Source organism: Neobacillus massiliamazoniensis, from assembly GCF_001048695.1.
Taxonomy (GTDB): Bacteria; Bacillota; Bacilli; order Bacillales; family Cytobacillaceae; genus Neobacillus; species Neobacillus massiliamazoniensis.
The window spans coordinates 41221-65848 of the sequence record NZ_CVRB01000006.1; the positions used below are offsets into that span (position 1 = coordinate 41221).

The 24628-nt window shown below is 37.4% G+C and carries 22 protein-coding genes, 2 pseudogenes and 4 other annotated features; of the genes and pseudogenes, 9 read left to right on the plus strand and 15 right to left on the minus strand.

The window, feature by feature from the left end; genetic code table 11:
• Nucleotide 1: 1 nt before the first annotated feature.
• The 11 genes from BN1082_RS24055 to BN1082_RS24105 form a co-directional block, all read right to left on the minus strand.
• Nucleotides 2–826: a GNAT family N-acetyltransferase gene (locus BN1082_RS24055; RefSeq protein WP_090639299.1), complete on the minus strand. Its 825-nt coding sequence runs from the start codon at nucleotides 824–826 to the stop codon at nucleotides 2–4.
• Between the two features lie 318 nt (nucleotides 827–1144).
• A complete protein-coding gene (locus BN1082_RS24060; RefSeq protein ID WP_090639301.1) occupies nucleotides 1145–2272 on the minus strand; it encodes a M20 peptidase aminoacylase family protein in 1128 nt (375 codons plus the stop codon).
• 13 nt (nucleotides 2273–2285) lie between these two features.
• Nucleotides 2286–3401 (minus strand): mandelate racemase/muconate lactonizing enzyme family protein, encoded by a 1116-nt coding sequence (locus BN1082_RS24065; protein ID WP_090639305.1) that lies wholly within the window; start codon nucleotides 3399–3401, stop codon nucleotides 2286–2288.
• Nucleotides 3402–3495: 94 nt separating this feature from the next.
• The gene (locus BN1082_RS24070) at nucleotides 3496–4824 is read right to left on the minus strand and encodes an HTH domain-containing protein (RefSeq protein ID WP_090639307.1); all 1329 of its coding nucleotides are present in this window, start codon (nucleotides 4822–4824) and stop codon (nucleotides 3496–3498) included.
• Between the two features lie 680 nt (nucleotides 4825–5504).
• Entirely contained in the window at nucleotides 5505–6821 is a 1317-nt protein-coding gene (aroA, locus tag BN1082_RS24075; protein WP_090639815.1) for a 3-phosphoshikimate 1-carboxyvinyltransferase, read from the minus strand.
• Nucleotides 6822–6846: 25 nt separating this feature from the next.
• Nucleotides 6847–7713, minus strand: coding sequence for a prephenate dehydrogenase (locus tag BN1082_RS24080; protein ID WP_176699934.1), 867 nt, complete (start codon nucleotides 7711–7713; stop codon nucleotides 6847–6849).
• Nucleotides 7714–7740: 27 nt separating this feature from the next.
• On the minus strand, nucleotides 7741–8826 hold the full coding sequence (gene hisC / locus BN1082_RS24085; protein WP_090639331.1) for a histidinol-phosphate transaminase: 1086 nt from the start codon (nucleotides 8824–8826) through the stop codon (nucleotides 7741–7743).
• 7 nt (nucleotides 8827–8833) lie between these two features.
• Entirely contained in the window at nucleotides 8834–9910 is a 1077-nt protein-coding gene (gene aroB / locus BN1082_RS24090; protein ID WP_090639332.1) for a 3-dehydroquinate synthase, read from the minus strand.
• A 1-nt stretch (nucleotide 9911) separates the two neighbouring features.
• Nucleotides 9912–11084: a chorismate synthase gene (gene aroC, locus BN1082_RS24095; protein WP_090639334.1), complete on the minus strand. Its 1173-nt coding sequence runs from the start codon at nucleotides 11082–11084 to the stop codon at nucleotides 9912–9914.
• A gap of 69 nt (nucleotides 11085–11153) precedes the next feature.
• Complete coding sequence (locus BN1082_RS24100; protein ID WP_090639337.1) at nucleotides 11154–12230, minus strand: bifunctional 3-deoxy-7-phosphoheptulonate synthase/chorismate mutase; 1077 nt, start codon at nucleotides 12228–12230, stop codon at nucleotides 11154–11156.
• Between the two features lie 154 nt (nucleotides 12231–12384).
• Nucleotides 12385–12615, minus strand: a binding site (T-box leader).
• 43 nt (nucleotides 12616–12658) lie between these two features.
• Nucleotides 12659–12889: a binding site (T-box leader), on the minus strand.
• Nucleotides 12890–12932: 43 nt separating this feature from the next.
• Nucleotides 12933–13163 (minus strand) — a binding site (T-box leader).
• A gap of 43 nt (nucleotides 13164–13206) precedes the next feature.
• Nucleotides 13207–13439 (minus strand) — a binding site (T-box leader).
• A 389-nt stretch (nucleotides 13440–13828) separates the two neighbouring features.
• Nucleotides 13829–14746 carry a DMT family transporter gene (locus BN1082_RS24105; protein WP_090639339.1) on the minus strand — a complete coding sequence of 306 codons (918 nt, stop codon included), beginning with the start codon at nucleotides 14744–14746 and terminating at the stop codon, nucleotides 13829–13831.
• A gap of 113 nt (nucleotides 14747–14859) precedes the next feature.
• On the opposite strand from BN1082_RS24105, the gene BN1082_RS24110 reads away from it, so the two are divergent.
• Together BN1082_RS24110 and BN1082_RS24115 are read left to right on the plus strand one after the other, a co-directional pair.
• The gene (locus BN1082_RS24110) at nucleotides 14860–16257 is read left to right on the plus strand and encodes an aminotransferase-like domain-containing protein (RefSeq protein ID WP_090639341.1); all 1398 of its coding nucleotides are present in this window, start codon (nucleotides 14860–14862) and stop codon (nucleotides 16255–16257) included.
• Nucleotides 16258–16596: 339 nt separating this feature from the next.
• Nucleotides 16597–16788: a hypothetical protein gene (locus BN1082_RS24115; protein ID WP_090639343.1), complete on the plus strand. Its 192-nt coding sequence runs from the start codon at nucleotides 16597–16599 to the stop codon at nucleotides 16786–16788.
• Nucleotides 16789–17008: 220 nt separating this feature from the next.
• Here BN1082_RS24115 and BN1082_RS24120 read toward each other — a convergent pair whose 3' ends face one another.
• On the minus strand, nucleotides 17009–17257 hold the full coding sequence (locus BN1082_RS24120) for a hypothetical protein (RefSeq protein ID WP_090639346.1): 249 nt from the start codon (nucleotides 17255–17257) through the stop codon (nucleotides 17009–17011).
• A 33-nt stretch (nucleotides 17258–17290) separates the two neighbouring features.
• Nucleotides 17291–17440, minus strand: a pseudogene (locus BN1082_RS24125) (DinB family protein); the annotation flags it as partial.
• A 103-nt stretch (nucleotides 17441–17543) separates the two neighbouring features.
• Between BN1082_RS24125 and BN1082_RS24130 the strand changes: the two are divergent.
• The 4 genes and pseudogenes from BN1082_RS24130 to BN1082_RS24145 all read left to right on the plus strand — a co-directional run bounded on the left by BN1082_RS24130 (nucleotide 17544) and on the right by BN1082_RS24145 (nucleotide 20985).
• A complete protein-coding gene (locus tag BN1082_RS24130; RefSeq protein WP_090639350.1) occupies nucleotides 17544–18095 on the plus strand; it encodes a pyridoxamine 5'-phosphate oxidase family protein in 552 nt (183 codons plus the stop codon).
• 51 nt (nucleotides 18096–18146) lie between these two features.
• Nucleotides 18147–18977, plus strand: a pseudogene (locus BN1082_RS24135) (ATP-binding cassette domain-containing protein); the annotation flags it as partial.
• Nucleotides 18978–19415: 438 nt separating this feature from the next.
• Nucleotides 19416–20582 carry an MFS transporter gene (locus tag BN1082_RS24140; RefSeq protein ID WP_090639351.1) on the plus strand — a complete coding sequence of 389 codons (1167 nt, stop codon included), beginning with the start codon at nucleotides 19416–19418 and terminating at the stop codon, nucleotides 20580–20582.
• A gap of 79 nt (nucleotides 20583–20661) precedes the next feature.
• Entirely contained in the window at nucleotides 20662–20985 is a 324-nt protein-coding gene (locus BN1082_RS24145) for a hypothetical protein (RefSeq protein WP_090639354.1), read from the plus strand.
• 39 nt (nucleotides 20986–21024) lie between these two features.
• Here BN1082_RS24145 and hpt read toward each other — a convergent pair whose 3' ends face one another.
• Nucleotides 21025–21552: a hypoxanthine phosphoribosyltransferase gene (gene hpt / locus BN1082_RS24150; protein WP_090639357.1), complete on the minus strand. Its 528-nt coding sequence runs from the start codon at nucleotides 21550–21552 to the stop codon at nucleotides 21025–21027.
• Between the two features lie 264 nt (nucleotides 21553–21816).
• Nucleotides 21817–22440 carry a histidine phosphatase family protein gene (locus tag BN1082_RS24155; protein WP_090639359.1) on the minus strand — a complete coding sequence of 208 codons (624 nt, stop codon included), beginning with the start codon at nucleotides 22438–22440 and terminating at the stop codon, nucleotides 21817–21819.
• A gap of 718 nt (nucleotides 22441–23158) precedes the next feature.
• Here BN1082_RS24155 and BN1082_RS24160 point away from each other — a divergent pair.
• The 3 genes from BN1082_RS24160 to BN1082_RS24170 are packed head-to-tail and all read left to right on the plus strand — an operon-like array spanning nucleotide 23159 to nucleotide 24620.
• Nucleotides 23159–23857, plus strand: a complete 699-nt coding sequence (locus BN1082_RS24160; RefSeq protein ID WP_090639361.1) for a glycosyltransferase family 2 protein — start codon at nucleotides 23159–23161, stop codon at nucleotides 23855–23857.
• Between the two features lie 37 nt (nucleotides 23858–23894).
• Complete coding sequence (locus BN1082_RS24165) at nucleotides 23895–24263, plus strand: DUF2304 domain-containing protein (protein ID WP_090639364.1); 369 nt, start codon at nucleotides 23895–23897, stop codon at nucleotides 24261–24263.
• Nucleotides 24264–24269: 6 nt separating this feature from the next.
• Nucleotides 24270–24620 (plus strand): EamA family transporter, encoded by a 351-nt coding sequence (locus BN1082_RS24170; protein ID WP_245640548.1) that lies wholly within the window; start codon nucleotides 24270–24272, stop codon nucleotides 24618–24620.
• Nucleotides 24621–24628 lie beyond the last annotated feature (8 nt).

Here is a 24628-nt window from a genome sequence, read left to right on the forward strand (position 1 = left end):
TTTAAAGTGATAAGGAATTTAATTTTTTCAAAACATAATAACACAAATCAGGATCCAACTTTCTTCTATACAAATCAATCACTGTCCACCCATTTTTAAAATAATAAGTAAATAATTCACGGGTACTCATTCTCCACGATAATGCTAACTCAGGATTATTTTTCTTCAGCGTTTGAAAATCACTTGGTACTGGTACAAAAAGGAAACCTTCCGAAGAAACCCTTTCCAAATCAATCTCCTTAGGGACCAAGTACTCTTCAGAATCACGGTCAATATCGATTAACAAGCTTCCTTCTAATTCATATTGGCTAGGCCTTTTCACGAAATCTTCCTTAATCCACCATTCAACCGTAAATCTGTCAGACGACATCCCTTGATTTAACCCATCTTCCATTTCGCCGTAGCAATTCTCCACATAAATGGAGCATCTTGCACCAAGTTTATGAAGATTCAAATTGCCATTAACAGTTTCGAGGGGATCGTAAGTCCAAGTAACTAAATCGTAACCTTTTTTCAACGATTCTTTCCTTTGTGCAAGCTTCAGTTTTTCACCAATCCCCAACTTCCGATACTGAGGATGAATCCCCAAAGTATGGGAACATAGATAAATCTTATCCCCTTTAAATCCTGGAAAGCTATATAGAAATCCAATAAGTTCATTTTCCAAAAAAGCTCCCAACATCATACCGCCGTTCTTAATTGCCGTAAGGGTTTGACTGGAGGGTATTGACTCGTACTCACTCCAAATCAGTGATTCAAGCCTTCTAACCTCTTCCAGCTGCTCGACCGATTCGAGCATACGAATATCGATATTTGTATTACTCATCCAGCATACTCCCTTTTTAAAAATCTACCATAAAATCCCATTCAGTCACTATTATACTTCTTCGTGCTCAAAATCATTATTTTCAATAGAACGATTCTTGTTTTTTAACGAATTTATATCCAAACCATATTACTAAAAAGAGCGGAATTCCTATATCGGAAACTAGTAAACCATTCCAATCAATCTTATCTCCCAAAAACTCTTTGTAGTCTTGCCCGATAATCGCTACCATACATAAAACAAAAGTCAGAACCCATACTACGCGGAAACCGCTTTGCTTTATATGACAGATCGTTTAAATCTCTGCTCCTTAAAAAACTAGGTGTTTTGTTCAAATGTTGCAAGAACGGTTCGGGTTAATATTTCAATCCCATCCAAAAGTGCTTCCCGATTAAACGTCATATTCGGGTGATGCAAGCCAGGGGCTAAATCACAGCCCAACCCAAGCATTGCGGCTTTCAGATGCGGACGTTCTTTTGTGTAAAAATGAAAATCCTCGGCACCCGGTGTGACAACCGGTGGCTTGACGTTCTCATCACCTATCGTTTCCGAAATTGCTTTTGCTATAATTTTTTGCGCTTCCGGATCTACCACAGCAGCATATACTTTTTCTTTATGTTCAAATTCAATCTGCACCTCAAATAATGAAGCAATGTGCTGTAAAATATGTTCAACTTTCTGTACCAGCACATCCATGGTCTCATTTTTTTGAGCCCGCAGGTCTAAGTGGAATTGGGCAGAACCGGGGATGACATTCTTGTTTTCTCCCCCAGCGCTAACCTGTGTCATTTTTACAGAAAAGGAATCAAACGGATTCATGCGGATTCCTTTTAATTGCTCGACGATGGCGGATACCACTTCAATTGCATTCACCCCTAAATCAGGACGCGCACCATGAGCATCGAAGCCAATGATTCTCCCAGAAACGGTTTCAGCTGCGCCGTGAATAATCCCTGGTGATGCCGTTCCCATCGAAAGCTCCTGTATGGGACGCAAATGAACGCCATATAAAAAGTCTATATCGTCAATCACTCTTTTTTCTATCATTTTTAAGGCCCCATTACCTACCTCTTCTGCCGGTTGAAAAATTAATTTTAGCCGCCCCTGCAGCTCTACTTGCATTTCTTTTAAGAGAAGCAGCATGCCTAAAACCATGGTCATATGAGCATCATGACCGCAGGAATGATTGGCTTGATAGGTCCCATTCACTTCCTGCCATAACGAATCCATATCGGTGCGAACCCCGATCGTAAACGAACCATTTCCTAATTCCCCGACTACACCCGTATGTTCCGGAAAAGTTCTGACCTTATACCCATTACTTTTTAAAAATTCAGCAATATAGTGAGTGGTGTTAACCTCCTTCCAGCTAATCTCAGGATTTTCATGTAAATGGTTAAATATGTTAAAAATAATGGGGCTTAATTTCTCAAGTGTTTTTTTCATCATTGTTTCCTCATCACTTGGATTGAACCGTATCTTTTTTAATCGTTAATTCTTTTAGGGTAGTTTCATTCACTTCAACTCCTAATCCTGGCTTTTCGCTGAGGACAACATATGGAATTCGATATTCCAAGTCACCAATATCTTTACTAAACAACAATGGTCCGGTTAACTCAGTACTAGTGATATTCTTTCTGGCCATCGCAGTATGATATCCGGCAGCAGACCCGATAGAGGATTCAACCATTGATCCAACTTGGCAGCTAAGTCCGGCAGCTTCTGCGGTTTTTGCCATATGGAGGGCTGGATAAATTCCACCAGATTTCATTAATTTAATATTGATTTTGTCAGCAGCATTTTTCTTGATAATTTCATTTAAATCAGAACTGTCATGAACACTTTCATCCGCCATAATCGGGATAACCGTTTTCTTTCGAAGCTCCGCAAGTCCGTCGATGTCTCCCATCTTAATTGGCTGTTCAAGCCAGGAAATTCTGAGCGGCTCTAATAATGGAAGTGCTTGTGCAGCTGTTGAATAATCCTTCCAGCCTTGATTCACATCAACCCGGATCGGAACCTCATCGCCAACTGCATCTCGGACCGCTCTTATACGTTCTAAATCTTTAAAAAGATCAATTCCAACTTTTAATTTTAGGGAACTGTAACCAAAGTCAAGCGCCAGTTTTGCCTTTTCGGCCATGATCTCAGGCTCATCAATACTTAACACTTTTGCAAACGTAAGTTCATTATGGAATTTCCCGCCGATTAATTCGTAAATCGGCTTGCCTGTATATTTACCCATTAAGTCGTAACAGGCAATATCGATGGCTGCCTTCGCCGAAGGGTTAGCATAAATTCGGCTATCCATAATATGGTGAATTTTTTCAATCGAAAAAGGGCTTTCTCCCATAATGGCAGGCAATAATTGGTGTTTTAAAATTTCAATCACACTAAAGAATGATTCCCCTGTTACATGTTCATCCGGAACGGCCTCACCATATCCCACTAGCCCATCATCGGTTTCCAGCTTCACGATAATAGAGGGCATATAGTCAAAGGTTTCATAGGAAATAATAAAAGGGGACTGTAAAGGTAAATGGATGCCAGTAATATCGGCTTTAATAATTTTCATGTTGCTTTTCTCCTCCATTTAGCGTCAATGACGTTATATTGTCGCTAATTGTTTATTTTTATAATATACTGTAAATTCATAAAAAACAATCCTTTTAAGTAATATATTTTTTTAAGTTTTCTGAAATATTATAAAGTGCTCGTGGGCGTCCTTGGTCATAAGGCTGCTCCTCTCCGGTAATCGCTAGTAACTCTTGTTCAAGAAATCTTTTAATGATCCGCTCTGCTGAACGCCTGCTTACTTCTAAATAATCTGCCAACTCCTGTGCTGAAAATGAGCGAAATTGATGAAGACGAATAAAATCAAAAAAGCGTAGCAGATTTTTTGCCGTCATTTTTAGTTCGTCCGCTAAAAACTGGATATTTTGATTCTCATTTTTTAAAGCGTATTGTTTTTCATTTTCAAATAAAGGTCCAACCAATTTTTTGTCTTCATCTAACAGAAAAATTGTTGTTTTTTCCTTTGACTGTTTTTCAGTAAAGTATAAGGCTTCTTTCGCATGATTTTCCGCATCATTCATTGTATATCCATAACCGATTCCGATTTGTAGGGGAGAGTTAATTTTCCCTTCAAGCTCTAGAACTTTTTGCAAATTTCGTTCTTTCAGAGCTGCTTCCATTGAGCCACGATTGGTATAAATAAAAAATGGTTGATGTTGATCCAGGGAAACTCTCGCATTTAATTGTCTTGCTATTTTATGTAAATACTGGAATATTTGTAAGCGAAAAGCTTGTTCCTCTTGTGTTGGATAATTCGCTACTTTAATTGAGATGACAGCGATTTGTGAGTCCTTGGTTTTCTTTAATTTGATTAACGTGACAGCTTTTTCAAGGCCTTCCTTTAGGGATTGCTTCGGCTGTACCATGTAAATTGAAGGAATAGACAATTTCTGTAGCTCCTCATAGACGGCGTGAATACTAGTCAAAGCAAACTGCGTTTTCTTCTCATGATAAAGGTCCGCATGAAAACGAACAAATTTGGTAATATCAAAGGCTTCCTTCTTTTCTTCTATGTTATAAATCCAAGGATAGTCTTTTACAAATAAAGTTTGATCCGTTATATGGATTTCTTTTAAGACATTATCTAAAAATTCTTGTTTCGGTAAGTCAATCGAAATCTTTTCTAAAGAAATTTTTTGATGAAAATAAATTGAAAATAAGGATAATGAGACGACGAACTCGTTAAATGGATCATATGTGGTCATCAATCGGTGTTCGTTAATTTTTTCCTGACCGAAATAATAAGCAATCGCCCCGGAGAAAAATAAAAAATCAACCTCTTTTCCTGCCTGATCAATCAAATGGTCAATTTCCCACGGAGAATCATACGTATAGTTAATAAACGAGATTTCCGGAAATAAATGATAATATTCAGAAATAGCATCAATATATAAGTTTGAACCTAATACACCAATCGCGACCATCTTGACCAACTCTCCTACAGTAACTTTAATAGCTATATCATTTTCTAGTATAACATGGTTATGCAAACTTTTTATGGAAGAATGAAGGTCCAATTTTAGGTTAATCTTTATGATTTTACCCTTTATCGAAGTTTGAAGGGATATTCTCCTCAACAAAACTACTTCTGTTGAGTTAAAACAAAAAAAGGAATGAATTGTCGCCATTTGTGCATGATTAAGGAGGGGTATTGTTGGCTAATAAATATTGGGGTAGCACGCATATTTTAACGGTCTTATACGATAAGCAATTCTCAAAAAACTCAATGGTATTAATTCCAATTGAGACTTTAATTCAGAGATGAGTTTTCAGACGGGTTTAATACTATTATTACAACATTGATGATTCCAAATATTTTCCCTTAATAGACCGAAATGGAGATGTCTAACTGTATCGTTCGCTAAATAAGCCTTATTCCATTAAATGGCACAATTCATTAAGAAGAGCGCATTTCCTGCTCGAGAAATACGCCTTATAGTGCTAAAAGCTGCCGCTATAACGGCTTATCTGTTCACGTATAATCAAATTTCCCACCAACCACGTTTTTTATTTTTTCTCTACTTAGTTCGATAGTTTATTCAATTTCCTTCTTGTACTAAACTCCCCGTTCGTCAAAAAAAGAAGATTCTGTCCAATAACAGCTCTAATTCAGCTCATAAAGCTTCCTTAACGTTTCAAAAAAGGTTGGATATGATACCTTAATTGCTTCACTATTTTCAATTACCGTTTCTCCATCTGCAAGACAACCTGCAATGGCGAGCATCATCCCGATACGGTGATCTCCATGGCTGTTTACGTGCGCTCCTTTTAATGTGGTTTTACCATGAATAATTAACCCATCTGTAGTTGTTTCAATATGCGCACCCATTTTATTTAATTCTTTGGCTACGGTATCGATGCGATTGGTTTCTTTCACCTTTAATTCGCCAGCATCCTTAATAATGGTTGTTCCTTCCGCCTGTGTAGCGGCCAGAGAGATAATCGGAATTTCATCGATTAATCTTGGAATCAATTCACCCGCGATTTCAGTTGCTTTTAAAGGGGCAGATTTAACTTTTAAATCGGCAAATGGCTCGAAGGATTGTTCATCCTCCCCTGTTACTTTTATTGAAGCCCCCATCCTCTCTAATACATCAATGATCCCCGTTCTAGTTTGATTTACTCCAACACCTTGAATGGTAATATTACTATTAGGAATGATAGAACCTGCTACTAAGAAAAATGCTGCGGACGAAATATCTCCTGGTACATTGATGGTCGTGGCAGTTAGACTCTGCTTCCCCGCAATAGAAACTTTTTTACCACTTCGATGCACCGTTACACCAAATGCCTCGAGCATGCGTTCAGTATGATCTCTTGAGACTTGAAGCTCAGTAACAGATGTTGTTCCTGTAGCATGAAGCCCCGCAAGTAGGATCGCCGATTTAACCTGTGCACTGGCTACTGGCATTGTATAATCAATGGCCTGCAAACTTCCTCCGTTAATGGAGAGAGGAGTAAATTTACCCGATTGACGTCCATCCATTTTTGCGCCCATTAACCGTAATGGTTCAACGATCCGATTCATCGGTCGTTTTGCTATTGAAGCATCCCCTTGCAAGCAAGCATAAAAGGGCAAACCTGCCAGCAAACCCGATAACAGTCGGATGGTTGTTCCTGAATTCTCAACCTCAAGGACAGCCTCAGGCTCACGTAAATGTCCCCCCCTTTTTCCATCAATTTCTACGTAATCCCCTTCCTGCAAAATGTTTACATCAAGCTGTCTTAGACATGAAATCGTGCTCAAACAATCTTCTCCTGGTAAAAATCCTTTCACCACAGTTTTTCCTTTCGCAATTCCACCTAGCATAATAGCTCGATGGGAAATCGATTTATCCCCAGGAACAGCTATCGTTCCATTAAGACCATTTTCTGTTTTCCTCACTACTTGTAATGTCACTAGTTTCACTCCTTCTATCATTTTCACTGAATTCATTCAGCAACCTTTAAACATGGCTTGGTAAAGAATCACGGTATTCTTTAGCTCCTTCAAAAAAATGATGGATCGCTTGTTCATCACCAGCCTGCAAAACAGCAGTCAATTTACGAATTTCGTTCATCCAATCCTCGATTAAATCCAGTAAATTATGGCGATTATCCATAACGATATCACTCCAAATGCTTGGATTACTTGAGGCGATTCTTGTTATATCACGAAATCCTCCTGCTGCCATTTGGCGAATAAGCGGCTCTCTGATCGCATGTTTTTTTGCTTGATTCACCAATACTCCAGCAATTAAATGTGGAAGATGACTAATCATTCCTACAATGTAGTCATGCTCATCTTTGTCGAGAATATGGAGACGCGCATTGGTGCCACTTAACCAACTCTTTAATTCACTTATTCTTTTATTACTGATTTCGGGAGCAGGAGTAAGAATATAATACGCATTGTCAAATAAATGTAAGTCGGCATTTTCTACTCCGGTTTTATGCGAGCCCGCTATAGGGTGCCCGCCAATAAAGGTTACTTTTCCATTAAACACCTCATTGGCAGCCTCCATAATCTCCCCTTTTGTACTACCTGTATCTGTAATAATGACATTGTCTTTTAATGTCATGCTTGATAATTGTTTCATTATTTTTCTCAGTTCTACTACAGGTGTCGATAAAATAATTAAGTCGGCGAGTTCTGCTCCCTGTTGTAAAGAATCCACTTTTTCGTCAATAACGTTGAGTTCAATTGCTTTTTCTATCTCATGTTGATGAACATCCAAACCATAAATTTTTGTATTTGGATGCTGGTTTTTTATTGTAAGGGCAAGCGATCCACCGATTAATCCTAATCCTACAATAAATACATTTCCTTTCATCATTAGACCTCCGTCATTACTTTCCATTCATTGAGCGTTCTTTATAAATTCCTTTATTGCCTCTCTGACTCTTTCATTTTGTTCCGCTAAACCAATCGTAATCCTCACACATAACGGAAACCCTAATTGTTTGCCTGATCGTACGATAAGCCCCTGTTCCAATAAAAACTTTGAGACCACGTCTCCATCACAATTGAAATCAATTAATACAAAGTTCCCTTCTGAAGGATAAATTTTCATCCCATTGTCTAGACAAAAAGCATAATATTTCTCCCGCTCAGCCACATTTTTTTGAAAGCATTCCTTTACAAATTCTTGATCACTTATTGCAGCGGCAGCGGCCATTTGGCCAAGGGCATTTGTATTAAATGGCGGACGAGCCGCTTCTAATTTTTGAATAATGTCGACAGATGAAATCCCATATCCCACTCGTAAACTAGCGAGCCCATAAATTTTCGAAAACGTTCTTGTAATCATTACGTTAGGGAAATCCTCAAGCAATTCGATCGTGTTACCTGGCTGTTCCACATATTCAAAATAAGCCTCATCTAGTACTACAAACACATCGTTTGGAACTTTCTTCAAAAATGTCCAAAGTTCATCGATAGCGGTATAAGTCCCTGTTGGATTATTAGGGTTGCATACCCATACCACCGTTGTATTCCTATCGATGGCTAAAAGCATTCTGTCTAAATCATGTCTCCCATCAACTAACGGGATTTCTCGTACCTCCCCACCCTCGATCACGGCATTATGTTTATACTGTGAAAAAGTAGGGGTAGCCATTACCGTATTTTTCCCAGGTTGTATTAAAGCCCTCGAAATAATTTGGATTAATTCATCCGTTCCATTTGTAAAAATTAATTGATTCGGATCAACCTCTAAAATTGTGGCGGTCTCCGCTCTTAATTTGCTAGCTTTTCCATCTGGGTAAATATTTAATGAACCCCCAAAATCTTTTAATGCTTTATCTACTTTTAATGAATGACCATATGGATTCTCATTTGAAGCTAATTTGATAATCGAGTTTCGTGTATCATGAGTCTTCACTTCAGCAATTGATTTACCGGGTTGATATGCATGTAGTTGATGCATTTGTTCTTTCCATTTCATTTTGACTTCACTCCTTACTCTTATCTTGTAAAACTAAAAAAGTTTTTCGGAGTAACTCCTGATCAACTTTTTGCATAACAGGTTTTCCTAAATCCTGCAGTAAAACAAATACAGGTTCATTTCCAACAGATTTTTTATCTCGAACCATCCATTCCAGAATGGATTCAAATGGATAATTATTAGGAATTTTCCACTCATACCCCAATCCCTCAAGCCAACTGATAAAGCTTTCATAAGAGAAAGCAAACTGATAGATTTGCTTACTTAGGTTCAAAGCATATACGATTCCAATCATGACAGCTTCACCGTGAGTTAATTCACCAAACCCGGCTGCAGCTTCCAAGGCATGGCCGAGTGTATGACCGAAATTTAAATAGGCGCGAATATATTTTTCCGTTTCATCCTTTTTCACAATATTTGCCTTGGTTTCAATGCCTTTTTTCAAAAATTTTTGTAAAGGAACTGCGGTTAGATCTTCGAGTGATTTTGTTTCATTCATCAATTCCTGTAAAAATAGTGGATCTGAAATTAAGGCATGCTTAATGATTTCCGCAAACCCACTTCTTTTTTCTCGAATTGATAATGTTGCTAAAAATTGAGTATCATAGATAACCAGTTCTGGCTGCTTAAAGGCGCCAACCATATTTTTTCCTAGTGGATGATTAATCCCTACCTTGCCCCCGACCGCACTGTCATGAGCCAAAATGGTGGTAGGAATCTGTATAAAGGCAATCCCTCTCATGTAAGTGGCTGCAACAAATCCTGCTAAATCACCAATGGCCCCGCCGCCAAAAGCTAAAACAACCGAATGACGATCCATCCCTTGTTTAATTCCAAATGAAATACAATCTTGATATATCTCAAATGTTTTCGCCTTCTCACCATTGGGAGCTATATAAATATGGGTTTCTATATTAGGAAGATGGTTCTCAAGTGTGTCTAAATGTCGTTTCTTTAAATCAGTATTTGTGATGATCCATAGCTTTGAATAGTATTGTAAATCAACTGCAATTTTACTAAGGATTTCTCTACCTAAATAAACTGGGTAATTTTTAGATGTGGTCAAAACATTAATGACATCCATGTTAAAATCCCCTGGCATATAAATTGTGATCTTCAATGGATTGCTTCAATAACTCAAAACGATCATTACTAAATTGCTCCGTTATTGCAACGGCAAGCTCCCAAGCTACAACCGCTTCTGCCACGACACTTGCGGCTGGAACGGCACAGCTATCGGAACGTTCGATACTTGCTGAAAAGGACTCTTTTGTATCAATATCAACGCTTTTTAACGGTTTATATAAGGTTGGAATTGGTTTCATTACTCCTCTTACAACAATCGGCATACCTGTTGTCATTCCACCCTCAAAGCCTCCTAATCTATTCGTAGAACGAACATATCCTTTATTCTCATTCCAGATAATTTCATCATGCACTTCACTGCCCGGGATTCTCGCCATCTCAAAGCCTAAGCCAAACTCTACACCCTTAAAGGCATTAATACTTAATATGGCTTGGGCAATTTTCGCATCCAGTTTCCGATCATATTGAACATAGCTCCCTACACCAATCGGCATGCCTTCCACTATGACCTCCACAATACCGCCAATTGAATCTCCATTTGCTTTCGCTTGATCAATAGCCTCCATCATTTGTTTTTCCACTTTTTGATCAAAGCAGCGAACAGGAGAATCTTCGGTTTTTTGCTGTAATTCTTGAATATTTTCATATTGTGGTGGATTTGCTCTTACTCCGCCAATTTCTAAAACATGTCCGGCAACTTCAATTCCAAGCAGTGAAAGGAGTTTTTTAGCAACCGCTCCTGCTGCGACCCTAACCGTTGTCTCTCGTGCCGAGGAACGCTCTAGAACATTTCTCATATCGCGATGCCCATACTTAATCCCACCGACTAAATCAGCATGCCCTGGCCTTGGTCTCGTTACCTTTCGCTTCACTTCTTCTTGATTTTCCAGATTCAAAGGCTCAATCCCCATGATTTTTGTCCAATGCTTCCAATCATTATTTTCGACGACAAGGGATAACGGTGATCCTAATGTAAAGCCATGGCGAACACCTCCAGTGATATTGACCATATCGGTTTCAATTTGCATCCTTCTTCCGCGTCCATAGCCTTTTTGACGACGAGCGAGTTCATGATTAATATCCTCTACAGTTAAAGGCATCCCCGCGGGTAGCCCCTCGATAATCGTCGTCAGCTGCGGACCATGTGATTCACCGGCTGTAATGTGTCTCATTGTTGACATCCTCCTTTGACCCCTGCTGAACTGCAGGGATCGACTATTCTATTTTTTATAAAAATGCTCTTACGCTAATTTTTCTTGTAACGTTTTTAATTCCTGGATAAACTCATTAAACTGCGGAATATCCATTTGCTGTGCGGCATCTGATAATGCTACCGCTGGGTCTGGATGTACTTCTGCCATAATCGCATCAGCACCAATGGCCATCGCCGCTTTCGCTGTTGGAAGTAGTAAATCTCGTCTTCCAGTTGAATGTGTCACATCTACCACCACTGGGAGATGGGTTTCTTTTTTCAAAATAGGCACGGCCGAAATATCCAACGTATTTCTTGTCGCTTTTTCATAAGTTCGAATCCCACGCTCACATAAAATGATTTGATTATTTCCTTGTGAAATGATGTACTCCGCTGCATGGATAAACTCTTCAATCGTAGCGGAAAGTCCTCGTTTTAATAAGATTGGTTTATTCACTTTACCAACTGTTTTAAGTAAATCGAAGTTTTGCATATTGCGAGCCCCGACTTGAATAACATCTACGTAGTCTAGTGCAAGCTCTACATCATTAGGTGAAACAATTTCACTAATAATCGACATCCCCAATTCATTTCCGACTTCTCTTAAAATCTTCAGGCCTTCTACCCCTAAGCCTTGGAAGTCATAAGGTGATGTTCGTGGTTTAAATGCCCCACCACGCATGAGGTTCAAGCCTTGATTCTTCATAGCTACGGCAACCTCTCTTACTTGTTCATAGCTTTCAACCGCACATGGTCCCATAATAAATCTTTGTTTTCCATCACCGATCGTTTCACCATTGATGTCGACGATGGTATTTTCAGGTTGCGCCTTCCGCGACACTAGCAATACTTTCCGACTATCGTCATTTTGAAGCTCTAAGCTTGCTTTAAATATTTCTTTAAAAATATGTTGAATGGTTGATGTATTAAAGTGTCCGTGGTGATGCTTAATAATTAAATCAAGTGATTCTCGTTCACGAACAGGATCAAAACGATTAACCCCTTGTTTTTTCTTTTCTTCTCCAATTTCTTGGACGACTTCAGCTCTTTCGTTTAATAAATGTAATATTTCTAAGTTAATCTCATCAATTTTGTTTCGTAATTGCGTTAATTTATTGGTTGTCATATTTCTTCCTCCTGAACATTTATAATTAAAATTCGCGAATTTTTTAAGTGAAAACTATGCGGGAACCCTAAGTATCAATTCTAAACAAGCATCACCTCCTTTAAGTTTGTTAGGGCGGTTTTAAAAAAAATAAAAAAGCCCCTACTGGTTTTCCAGTAGGGACGAATTGATTTCGCGGTACCACCCTAGTTGTGAACAGTCTTGTTCACCTCTCCATTTTGTTAACGATCATATGACCGTCTTTCCCTTCACAAGAATATCTCCTTGCTACGAAAAAGAAGCTCCAGGATTGTAATTCATGTTGATCTTTGTACTGATTTGCACCACCATCAGCTCTCTTGAACAGGGAGATCATCCACTACTTATTTCCTTTCATTGCTTTGCATCTTATTAAATTTTGAATATAAAAAAGTCCCTACTGGTTTTCCAGTAGGGACGAATTGATTTCGCGGTACCACCCTAGTTGTGAACAGTCTTGTTCACCTCTCGATTTTGTTAACGATCGTATGACCGTCTTTCCCTTCACAAAGACGACTCTTTGCTACGAAAAAGAAGCTCCAGGATTGTAATTCATGTTGATCTTTGTACTGATTTGCACCACCATCAGCTCTCTTGAACAGGGAGATCATCCACTACTTATTTCCTTTCATTGCTTTGCATCTTATTAAATTTTGAATATAAAAAAGTCCCTACTGGTTTTCCAGTAGGGACGAATTGATTTCGCGGTACCACCCTAGTTGTGAACAGTCTTGTTCACCTCTCGATTTTGTTAACGATCGTATGACCGTCTTTCCCTTCACAAAGACGACTCTTTGCTACGAAAAAGAAGCTCCAGGATTGTAATTCATGTTGATCTTTGTACTGATTTACACCACCATCAGCTCTCTTGAACAGGGAGATCATCCACTACTTGTTTCCTTTCATTGCTTTGCATCTTATTAATTTTTGAATATAAAAAAGTCCCTACTGGTTTTCCAGTAGGGACGAATTGATTTCGCGGTACCACCCTAGTTGTGAACAGTCTTGTTCACCTCTCGATTTTGTTAACGATCAATATGACCGTCTTTCCCTTCACAAAGACGACTCTTTGCTACGAAAAAGAAGCTCCAGGATTGTAATTCATGTTGATCTTTGTACTGATTTACACCACCATCAGCTCTCTTGAACAGGGAGATCATCCACTACTCGTGTTCCTTTCAATGCCGAACATATAATTATTATTTTTCATATTATATATTTTTTAAAGTTGATAAGTCAACAATTTTTTTCAAATAAATGAACATAACCCTCTTTTGTAGTTTACTTCATTTTAGCAAACGTACGTTCCTATGACGATGAAATTTTGGAATAATAAATCCGTTTTATAATCAAAAATATTTTCCGCTCAAACCAGATTGATTAACCACTAATAATACTTTTCCTTAATCCGTTAAATGGCCCTAAAATGAAATTAGACGCGTTCCTTATTAAAGAAAAGTGCCCGATTGTTGAAGATTAATCTTTAATTCCAATTTGAATATGAAGGTTGGTTTTAGAGTATATCATCCTAAGCTCTATTAAAGCTACCACTAGCGGGGAAGTTCCAGCACCGTGCTTCTTCATCGTCCACTAAAAACTTTAACTGAGGAGTGCGGATAAGACCTCAAATTTGGAAGAGAAATGATTAAGGTTCCAAGGATAATCGTCAATGCACCTATACCAGACAACCACGAAAAAGTTTCATGATAAAAAACGACTCCCAGCACCATAGCAAGAATCGGTGAAACAAAAAGCCAGGTTGAAGGGAAAACAGGGTTTGTCTTGGAGACAAGCCAGTAATAAAGACTATGTCCGCCCATTGATCCAACTACTATCAAATAAAGGGACGATCCGATTGCTGCCGGACTCACTAAAGTAGCCATTTGGAAATCCTCCGTCACAAAAGACAAAATCATTAACAGGATCCCGCCATGCATCATTTGAACGGCATTTAAAGCAATTGGGGAAATTTTATCAAACTGATTGATTACCCTTTTCGAATAAATCGTTCCTGATGCATAAAACACCTCACCTGCCATAATTAAGACACAGCCACCCAGCACCAAGGAATTAACAAGAAAAGAAAAGCTCGGTAAAATGAGGAGAAAGACCCCCGCTATTCCTACGAAACATCCAATAAAGGAACTCGAATTTGCTTTCGTCTTTAAAATAAAAGCTTGAATCAGCAGTATCATCATCGGTCCGGTAGCTGATAAGACGGCTGCTGTTCCTGACGGGACAAACTGCTCTGCCCAATATAATGTGGCAAAAGTACCAAAAGTCAGCCCAATACCCGTCAATAGCATCTCCATACGAAAAAACATCCTTAGTGTAGTCTTTCTTTTTAACATCATAATGGCAAATACAATCAAACCTGCTAAAAAAAAGCGAAGACCTGCTGAGAAAAAAGGCGGCACGCCTGCATCAATCCCTATTTTTATCGCAAGAAAGGTCGTACTAAAAATCATACACATAAACAAATAACCAAACAATACCATGTAAATTCCTCCTTTTTGCTTAATTATAGGTGAAGGATAATAGAACAGATGAAAATCATTAGACCAGATTAAGGAGAAACGTGCTAAAATCAAAGGGATTGGGAGGGAAAAGAATGAATGGAGATTACTTATTTAAACAAGTATACGATTATGTTTTACACCGAATCGAACTCAATGAATGGAATGAGAATGAAAAGCTCCCTTCAATTAGAAATTTAGCTAGTGAGATGAAGGTTCATCGCTTAACCGTATTAAAGGCCTACCAGCTTCTTAGACAGGAAAATAGAGTCTATGTCAAAGATAAATCCGGCTATTATGTCCAATCCCGTGAAATTAATAAATTAGAAAGCCTGGTAAATCCGATCGTTTCTGCATATGTGCAAAAAAATCATTTATCGGAAATCCATCAGGTACCTGTTTCCTATCAATTTTCGCAGGCATTAATTGACCCTAATCTTTTGCCGAATCGCTTCATATCGGACTATGTAAAAAAAGTTTTTGATCTCTATCCAAAGGTTCTCTCCACCTACTCCACCGTTCAAGGCGATCATGAACTGCGTCAAACACTTTCTGACTATTTTAATCAGCATTATAAAACGATTACACATCCAGATCATCTATTAATTACGTCCGGTTCCCAGCAAGCCATTCATCTGATTGCCCAGGCATTTGTAAAATCAAGAGACACTATCCTTTTGGAGCGGCCGAGCTATAGTTCTGCCATTGATATTTTTCGAGCACAAGGAGCCAATATTGTAACCGTCGATATCCATCCGTACGGATATGATTTAGAGCAGATTGAATTCATCATGAAAAAACACAAGCCTCGTCTGTTTTATCTGAATCCAACCTTCCATAATCCAACCGGATACACTGTCCCATTGGTCCAAAGAAAGCAATTAGTCCAGTTAGCCCAGCACTACCGTTGTCTGTTAATAGAAGACGATGCTTACTACGACATCTTTTTTGATCAGGAGCCTCCACCGCCCATGTATACCTATGATACTTCCGGCATGGTGATTTATATCAAAAGCTTTTGCAAATATGTATCACCAGGGTTGCGAATAGCCGTCATGATGAACGGTCAGTCTTCCGTGGTGAAATCTTTGCTAGCAGTAAAATCATTGGCCGATAATGGATCACCCCTTTTAAATCAAAAGATTTTCCTGCATTACTTTTCATCTTCAAGGCTGCAACAACATGTTGAGAAACTGCGAATTGCGCTGCAAATACGAAAGGAAATCATGGAGGAAGAGCTGTCCGTAACAGATTGGCAATGGACCAGCCCAAATGGTGGCTTGAATTTATGGGTACTACTCCCAAGCCGCCTGTCAACAGAAGACTTATTGGTCAAGAGTCTGGAGCAATCAATTTCCTTTGTTCCCGGCCAAATATGTGACCCCTTAAAGGAGCCATCCTCATGGCTTCGGTTAAGCTATTCCTATGCCAATGAAAAACAAATCTCGGACGGACTTAGGAAGTTTATTAATTTAGTACGCTCTACTCAATAAGGGGTTGTATTAGGATAATACGAATTTACAACATTAAGGATATTTCAATACTAAAAAGCCCAATTTCTCTGTATTAAATTAGAGAAATTGGGTTCTTATTTATTACTAAATTAAAGCGCCCTATAATGGAATTAACCTTTTCTTTATAACTTTACTGCAAATTAAGATATTGTTAAGAGTTTTTCTTTATGATGATTATGGGAAGGATGGCAAGCGTGGCCGTCATTGTATTTGGCGTAGGTGGGGCCGATACATGGGATAGATGGAAATAAATAAGCATATACCCTTAATTGGGGTAAAAGTTCTTTTATCATATTTTAAAAAAGGTGGTATGATATTATGACTATTTTAAAAGAGCTTATTATCAGAGGTGTATTAGTTGTTGCATTAAATGATGCCATTATATTTTACTGGATTAGTAAACATTCTCGGAAAATAACATTGCCATTAGCAATAGGAATTATAGTAATCACAAGTATCGCATTAGTAATTAATATTTGGTATTGTCTTTATCGAAACGGAATTATATAAATGCAATTTTCTTTTAAAGTGTATTAAATGGTGAGCAAATAACTCACCATTAAATTTTATATAATATTTCAACATTGTATTAAAACATAGCTTAATTTATAAATATTTGTTTTCAACTTTCTCCATTTTTATCGATAAAATCTATCAAACCTATGGGATACATGGAACTTTTATAAGTCAATAGGCGCAGAATGAACATATTGTGCATTTGAACTGACCACTAGTTGAACAAAAAATACATTGCCCATTCTTTAAGATATGCGCACTTTAACGGAATAACAAGGAGTTCTAATGCTTTGTTTTTCGTGAAATTACTCAGTGTTGTTTTTTCATCTTTAAATCCTATAATTCCGTAAGCTGTATCTCCTAATAATCGATCTGACAATGTAACAAATAAGCTCCAAAGGTTATCCACATCGATATTAATTTCAACAAAATGAGTAAATTTCTCTTCATGTATTGCTGTCATAAAAATCGAAATTTCCTTCTGGGACCCCTTTTATAAATTCCAACTTTCCTCAACGGCAACAATATGAAATAGGATCCTTAAAATAGATTTCACACCGCCTACTCTTTCCTTTACCAGTTCCTCAAAAGAGAGGATTGAACATAATTCAAACCATTCATCCCTTACCATCCAGTTATATTGAAAAAAGTGATTAAACGTATCTTCCTTTCCTAGTGAATCTGCTTTAAACTAATTCTATAAATATTCTAAAAATACCTTTTTTATGAAACCGGAGGGAAAATACCATATGATACCGATGAGACAGAAAAACTCTGAATGCACCGACACTAAAAAAATAGCTAGCTTCTTAGAAACTGCAAAAACAGGTTATTTAGGATTAGCTGATGGAGCGATGCCATATGTCATACCTTTAAATTTTGTTTGGCTCAATGACGCCATTTACTTTCACGGCGCTTCAGAAGGAAGAAAAATAAACATCATCGAAGAAAATGCAAATGCTTGTTTTACCGTAAGCGAGGACCAAGGTACATTGACCGACCCTGTACCGGCGAAAACAGATACAGCTTTTATGAGTGTGATGATTTTTGGCATGGCAGAAAAAGTACAGGACCTGGAGGAAGCAACTGAAGCAATGCAAAAAATGCTCGATAAATATGTACCTGGTTATTATGATCAACCGCTTGCTAGTACACATGTTGAAAAATATCGGTCATCACTTGGCAGCAAAACGGCTATTTATAAAATAAAGACCGTGGAATTAACTGCCAAAGAAAACCCAATACAACTAGAAAAATTATTCTATACTGGAAAAACAAGCCAAAACGATATTTCCAATTAATTTACATATGGAAAACCTATTCGAATCCCCAAAAATTTAGTATGATGTAGAGCAAGCTATGAAAAATTCCTTGAGCTTGCCGAAATCAATAAGAATCAACATTTATACGCCTATGAAAAGCAAAAGGATTTTATCAAAAAGCAAGAAGAATTTATTGCTAAAAATAAAGCCCGCTATTCGGCAACTGGACGTGCAAAGAGTCGTCAAAAGCAACTTGATCGACTTGAGCGGATTGACCGCCCAGAAACAGCTATGAAGCCAACATTTGAATTTAAGGAATCTCGCAGCAGTAGCCGATTTGTTTTTGACGCAAAGGATTTAGAAATTGGCTACTCCCACCCACTCCTTCCTAAGATGGATTTCACCATTGAACACGGTGAAAAAGTGGCGATAATTGGGTGTAATGGGGTTGGAAAATCGACTCTTCTTAAAACGATGCTTGGAAAAATTGAACCGTTAAATGGAAAGATTGAGCGCGGTGACTTCCTCTTCCCTTCTTATTTTGAACAAGAAGTAAAAGCTGGTGGAATCACACCGATTGATGATGTTTGGAACGCTTTCCCGCATATGGACCAGCACCAAGTTCGCGCTGCCCTTGCCCGCTGTGGTTTGAAAAATGAACACATCTCCCGTCCGCTTAATCAGCTGAGCGGTGGTGAACAAGCAAAAGTTCGTTTATGTAAGCTGATGATGAATGAATCCAACTGGATCTTATTCGATGAGCCGACAAACCACTTAGATGTGGATGCAAAAGCAGAGTTAAAAAGGGCTTTAAAAGCCTATAAAGGAACTATCGTTCTCGTCTGCCACGAACCGGACTTTTTCGAGGATTGGATCACAAAAGTCTGGAATGTAGAAGAATGGTCGCATCAAATAGTTTAATAATAGTAATTTTCGGTCGCTTAACATGTTTAAGCGACCATTTTTGATTTATTAACACGTTTTCGGTCGTTTATCCATATTCTAATTTACTCACTGATACAAAGAAGAGCCTGATATTCTTCGCTATAAACAAACTAACAAACTGCTAGCACACTGATATCCAATTGATACAACTTGATATGTACTGAAATAAAGAGATTCTGATTTGAAAGTAATGAATCATTACGTCCTTTTCCTATTGTTTACATTACTATAATTGTGTAAAAATTCACCATTAATGAATCACCTTTTTTATGAAAGCGTTTTTCTAAAAACTGCTTTGGTTCTTTTTAGAATTGCAGATAGTTATTGGTTGCATACTATTACCAACATGGGTAATAATTGCTTTGAAACATAATTTTTCATCTTATGGAAGTTCAACTAAGGAGTGGAGATTATATGAAAACAAAATCAGCTTTACCCATTTTGTTTATCGTAATGTTTTTAGTTATGGTTGGCTTTGGAATCATTATTCCTGTTTTACCGTTTTACGCTAAACAAATTGGGGCAAATCCTACAGAACTAGGTCTATTAATGTCGGTTTATTCCCTTATGCAACTTATTTTCGCGCCAATTTGGGGTCAGGTATCCGACCGTATCGGGCGAAAACCCGTTATGATGATTGGGATTGCTGGACTAGCGGTCTCCTTCTTTATTCAAGCCATTTCAACGACACTATGGATGTTATTTGTGGCAAGAATTATTGGAGGAATCCTTTCATCTGCTAACATGCCTACTGCAATGGCATATGTTGCCGATATTACAACAGAAGAAAATCGCGGGAGAGGAATGGGAGTTGTTGGTGCAGCAACAGGCTTAGGCTTTGTTTTCGGTCCGGCGATTGGAGGCATTTTTTCCACAATAAGCTTGAGTACACCGTTTTATATTGCGAGTGTGTCTTCATTTATTACGCTTTTCCTAGTATTTCTTTTACTAAAAGAATCAAAACACGACAGAACCACATCTCAAGTTAAGAAAACTTCGATTTGGCAGGCATTTAATCGTTCAGGTTCCATTTTATTTTTCGTACAGTTATTAATTTCATTATCTTTATCCGGTTTGGAAGCGACATTTGCATACTTTGGTGCCAAAGAAGCAGGTTTGGACTCAACACAGCTTGGTTATATATTTATGATTATGGGCTTTGGAAGTGCGATTGTACAAGGTGGTTTAGTCGGCAGATTAACGAAGAAATACGGTGATAGGGCTGTCATTCAAGGTGGAATGGTTGTATCCGCAATCGGTTTTGGCTTAATTTTGCTTGTTCATAGTTTTACAACAGCGGCAATCTACCTAACGATTTTTGGTCTAGGAAATGGCGTTATCCGACCAAGTGTTTCTTCTTTAATAACAAAAACATCTACGGCAGGACATGGAAGTGCAACAGGGCTTTTGTCTTCTTTTGATTCGTTAGGAAGGATTATTGGACCGACATTAGGTGGCTGGTTATTTTCGGTGGCGTTTAGACTTCCTTATATTTCTGGAGCCATTATTACGATCGTTGCACTTATTTTGTTTCAAGTTTATCGGCCGCAAGAAAAAACGGTTGGATCTACTAATATGTAATTATTGTTGGTATATGCTTTTAAGACATGCATAAAATGAGTTACGAGGATGATGTAATTTCGTTAAAGGAGACGGAGAAATGAAGTCGAAAACTTTTAGAAATGGATTGTTTCTCTTCCTTACTTTAGGACTCGTAGCTTACTTGGATTCCCCTTTTTCGTTCTTAAATATTAATTATGCCTATATGGCTGACCAACCAGTTATTGCCCAACTCGCTAAGGTCGATCCTCCTCAAGATGTACCTGTTATGGAGGAGAAATTAGAGAAATCCGAAAAAGTTGATGGCTATATTGTTGAAACCTATCAGGAATTTGAAGTGTATAGGGATCAATTTGGCAAAGTCACAAAAAGAGTACCAACATCGAAAACTGAGACATTAAAGTATTGGGACGGTAATAAGTGATAAAAAACATTAAAAAGGCTGTCATGCTCGACAGCCTTTTTATACTTCCTTTACAGTAGCTATGTATGGCAGATTTCTGTACAATTCTGCATAGTCAATTCCGTATCCGATAATGAATTTATCTGGAATAACAAATCCTACATAATCTGCTTTTAAGTCGACCTTGCGGCGTTCAGGTTTATCAAGCAAGGTACATATTTTCAAGGACTTTGGTTTATGAAGCTGAAAATGCTCCTTTAAAAAGTTTAGCGTTAAGCCAGAATCGATTATATCCTCTACCAGCACGACGTTTTTACCAGTAATGTTTACATCGATATCCTTTAACAGTCTTACTTTCCCAGTAGTTACGGTTTGACGCCCGTAACTCGAAGCCATCACAAAATCAACCGTCACTTTCCCTTTTAGCTCTCTAATTAAGTCTGCTGCAAAGACAAATGCGCCTTTTAGGACAATAATCAATACAATGGGTTCATCTTGGAAATCCTGACGTATTTGTGCACCGATTTCTTCCACTTTTTGCTTCAATTGTTCTTCCGTTAGTAAAATGCTATCTATTTCGTATGCCATATTCTTACCTTTCTAGTATGTATTTATTGTTAAAACATTTAAGAAGCAATATCAATTCTATACTATAGAGAATAAATTTCAAGGTCATAACTCTATTTAAAGGTTAGCTTTTGCAATTTGCTCATTCCTAGTTCTTTCTATTGAATCTTATTTTTGTACCTGAAATTCAATGTGTTAGACAAAAGTCCTAAAAGATAAAGTTGTGAATATAGACTTAGTTTTTCTGTATTAAATAAAAATTCCATAGAATTATTCAAAGAAAGGCTAACTACTTTTTTCTAAATGTGCTGTATCCACTAACAGTTGTACGTCAAATTTTTCTCCATCCCAATTAAAAACTGTTAGACTTGTCCCATGAATAAATGGTGGTTCCCACATCTTTTCAGTTGGTATATCCAAGACAAATGAGAAAATCGCTTTTATTACAACAGCGTGTGTGACTATTAATATATTTCCATTCGAATTTTCTGTAATGATTCCCCTTATAACTCTTTCTACTCTTTTTTTGAACTCTGTTAAACTTTCACCATTATGTGGCTCATGATTATATAGTTTAGGTGCATTCCAAAAATTGAAATATTCACTTTTACAGTTTTGCTCAATCTCTGCCTGAGTTTTCCCTTCCCATTCACCAAAGAAAATTTCTTTTAGGTCTGATTCAACAATTATCGGGATGTCTCTTTCCGATTTCACATATAACGCAGTTTTATACGCCCTCTCACTTGGACTTGTGTATATTACATCAAACTTCGTTTTATTTAACCTTGCTCCTAACATACATGCATTCAGTACTCCCTTTTCAGTTAGTTCTGAATCCTTCCATCCTTGTAGCCGTTTCTCTTTATTCCATTTAGTTTCACCGTGTCGTGTTAAATAAATATTTAACATTTAGCTTCCCCCTTTCCTTTTAATTCGATGGCTCTGTTAAACTTGGTTGTTGATTTGCGCTCCAGGCGCTTCGCTTTCCGCGGGCGTTCCGGGGAGACTCCCGCAGGATGTTGAATCAGCATCTTTGAATCTACACCGCACGAAGGAAATGCGATAGCATTTTCGAGGATCTCGCGCCTTCCGCTCCAATCAACATTGTTAAAAAAAACAACAATGACCTTTTACACAGCCAATTCGATAGTAAAAAGCCAATTATTTTTAGAAAAAAATACCATATAATAGGTATTGTTATAATCATCCATTTCTCTTTACCATCAATTGAAATCCAATCTACTTAATAATATCATCATTTACTTTTATTTTCCTATTAATAAACATGTTAAATATTTAATCATATCACCTCTTTAACCTCTATTGTAGTTCAAACATGAAACTTCCCATCTCCTCCCCCAGAATCTGCATCTTCCGTGGAATAAATTCACCCTAAATGGCCTTCTAAATTTTACCAAACCTTTTTTAAGATAGTTTTAAGAAATTTAATATAGGATTATTGTTGAAAGGAATTAAAGAAGAACTTGAAACCAAGTTGAATTCTTTTTTTAGTTTAATAGTGACTGTTAAGCCCTTTTTAATAAGCATTTTTCGGTATATCGCTAAAAGAAAATTTTAGTATTAAATTTACGAAATTCAGCCAATTCAGGAGAAGGAGAAGAGAAATATGAAAATACTTGCAATTATCCCTGCTTTTAATGAACAAGATGGATTAAAAAAAGTTGCAGCGCAATTCAAAGATATCGATTATGTGGACGTTCTTGTCATAAATGATTGTTCTAAAGACAATACTTCTGAGATTGGCAGAATACTTGGATTTAATGTAGTGGACCTTCCATGTAATCTTGGGATTGGAGGAGCTGTCCAAACTGGTTATAAGTATGCATGGGAAAATGGGTATGATATTGCCATTCAAGTGGATGGTGACGGACAACATAATCCTTCTTATATTAAGGACCTTATCATTCCGATTAAAGAAGGAAAGGCAGATTTAGTAATCGGTTCACGTTATTTAAAAAAAGAAGGATTTCAATCTTCGTTTATGAGAAGAGTTGGAATTTTTTACTTTAGCTTTTTAATCAATCTATTTGAGAAAAAAAAGATTACTGACCCGACATCTGGTTTTAGGGCTTGTAACCGCAAAATCATTGAACACTTCAGTAAACGATACCCTCATGATTATCCTGAGCCCGAATCAATCGCCTACTTATTGAGGAACAATTTTAACATTGAAGAAGTCGCTGTAATTATGAATGAAAGGTTTGGAGGTGCATCAAGCATTACCTCATTCAAATCTGTTTATTATATGATTAAAGTTTCATTAGCGATTTTTATCGATAATTTGCGAAAAATTGGTTTAACATAAGTTAGGACAAATTTATTTTGTATGGAAGGAGCATATTATGATTAGTGCCCAATTACAAATCATCCTGTTAATAACTTCTATCATAACGCTTCTTGTAATTTTAAATATGATTCGAAAATATAATCTTGAACTTAAGTATTCATTGCTTTGGCTGTTTTTTTGCGTTGTTAATATTCTCCTTGCAGCATTTTCAGACATTTCCAAAACAATCGCAGGGTTATTAAGTATTAAGCAACCCGTTAATGCCATTTTTCTATTATCTTTCGGTTTTCAATTTTTTCTTATTTTTAGCCTCACCATAACCATTTCCCGACAATCAAATAAATTTACCCAGCTTGTTCAGGAAGTCGGTCTGTTAAAAAAAGAGGTTGAAAAGCTGAAAGACATTAAGTCTACAGAGAGGTAGAAACACATGTTGAAATTTGTATTATTACTGTCGAATATTGTTTGTCTTGTTTTAGGACAAACATGTTGGAAAATAGGCTTAGGAAATTTACATCTCCATGGTAACCTATTTCAAAAGTTTTTTCAGTTTGTCTTTTCTCCATTTATTTTTCTGGGATTTATTCTTTATATTCTTGCTACTATCATCTGGATGTATTTACTATCAAAATTACCGTTAAGCTTTTTATATCCGTTACAGAGTGTTGCTTATGTTCTTTCTTTATTTGTGGGGGCTTTTCTATTTAAAGAACAAATTCCGGTAACAAGGTGGATTGGCACAGGGGTTATTTTATTAGGAGTGTATATGGTGGTCAAATAATCGTCTGC

Coding starts and splice junctions, on each gene's coding strand:
- BN1082_RS24160 (WP_090639361.1), top strand. CDS start 23,159: ATGAAAATACTTGCAATTATCCCTGCTTTTAATGAACAAGATGGATTA.
- aroB (WP_090639332.1), bottom strand. CDS start 9,910: ATGGATGTCATTAATGTTTTGACCACATCTAAAAATTACCCAGTTTAT.
- BN1082_RS24145 (WP_090639354.1), top strand. CDS start 20,662: ATGAAGTCGAAAACTTTTAGAAATGGATTGTTTCTCTTCCTTACTTTA.
- BN1082_RS24060 (WP_090639301.1), bottom strand. CDS start 2,272: ATGAAAAAAACACTTGAGAAATTAAGCCCCATTATTTTTAACATATTT.
- BN1082_RS24165 (WP_090639364.1), top strand. CDS start 23,895: ATGATTAGTGCCCAATTACAAATCATCCTGTTAATAACTTCTATCATA.
- BN1082_RS24070 (WP_090639307.1), bottom strand. CDS start 4,824: ATGGTCGCGATTGGTGTATTAGGTTCAAACTTATATATTGATGCTATT.
- BN1082_RS24120 (WP_090639346.1), bottom strand. CDS start 17,257: ATGACAGCAATACATGAAGAGAAATTTACTCATTTTGTTGAAATTAAT.
- BN1082_RS24100 (WP_090639337.1), bottom strand. CDS start 12,230: ATGACAACCAATAAATTAACGCAATTACGAAACAAAATTGATGAGATT.
- BN1082_RS24115 (WP_090639343.1), top strand. CDS start 16,597: ATGACTATTTTAAAAGAGCTTATTATCAGAGGTGTATTAGTTGTTGCA.
- BN1082_RS24065 (WP_090639305.1), bottom strand. CDS start 3,401: ATGAAAATTATTAAAGCCGATATTACTGGCATCCATTTACCTTTACAG.
- BN1082_RS24110 (WP_090639341.1), top strand. CDS start 14,860: ATGAATGGAGATTACTTATTTAAACAAGTATACGATTATGTTTTACAC.
- BN1082_RS24140 (WP_090639351.1), top strand. CDS start 19,416: ATGAAAACAAAATCAGCTTTACCCATTTTGTTTATCGTAATGTTTTTA.
- BN1082_RS24155 (WP_090639359.1), bottom strand. CDS start 22,440: ATGTTAAATATTTATTTAACACGACACGGTGAAACTAAATGGAATAAA.
- hisC (WP_090639331.1), bottom strand. CDS start 8,826: ATGAAATGGAAAGAACAAATGCATCAACTACATGCATATCAACCCGGT.
- aroA (WP_090639815.1), bottom strand. CDS start 6,821: ATGATAGAAGGAGTGAAACTAGTGACATTACAAGTAGTGAGGAAAACA.
- hpt (WP_090639357.1), bottom strand. CDS start 21,552: ATGGCATACGAAATAGATAGCATTTTACTAACGGAAGAACAATTGAAG.
- BN1082_RS24055 (WP_090639299.1), bottom strand. CDS start 826: ATGAGTAATACAAATATCGATATTCGTATGCTCGAATCGGTCGAGCAG.
- BN1082_RS24170 (WP_245640548.1), top strand. CDS start 24,270: ATGTTGAAATTTGTATTATTACTGTCGAATATTGTTTGTCTTGTTTTA.
- BN1082_RS24080 (WP_176699934.1), bottom strand. CDS start 7,713: ATGAAAGGAAATGTATTTATTGTAGGATTAGGATTAATCGGTGGATCG.
- BN1082_RS24130 (WP_090639350.1), top strand. CDS start 17,544: ATGATACCGATGAGACAGAAAAACTCTGAATGCACCGACACTAAAAAA.
- BN1082_RS24105 (WP_090639339.1), bottom strand. CDS start 14,746: ATGGTATTGTTTGGTTATTTGTTTATGTGTATGATTTTTAGTACGACC.
- aroC (WP_090639334.1), bottom strand. CDS start 11,084: ATGAGACACATTACAGCCGGTGAATCACATGGTCCGCAGCTGACGACG.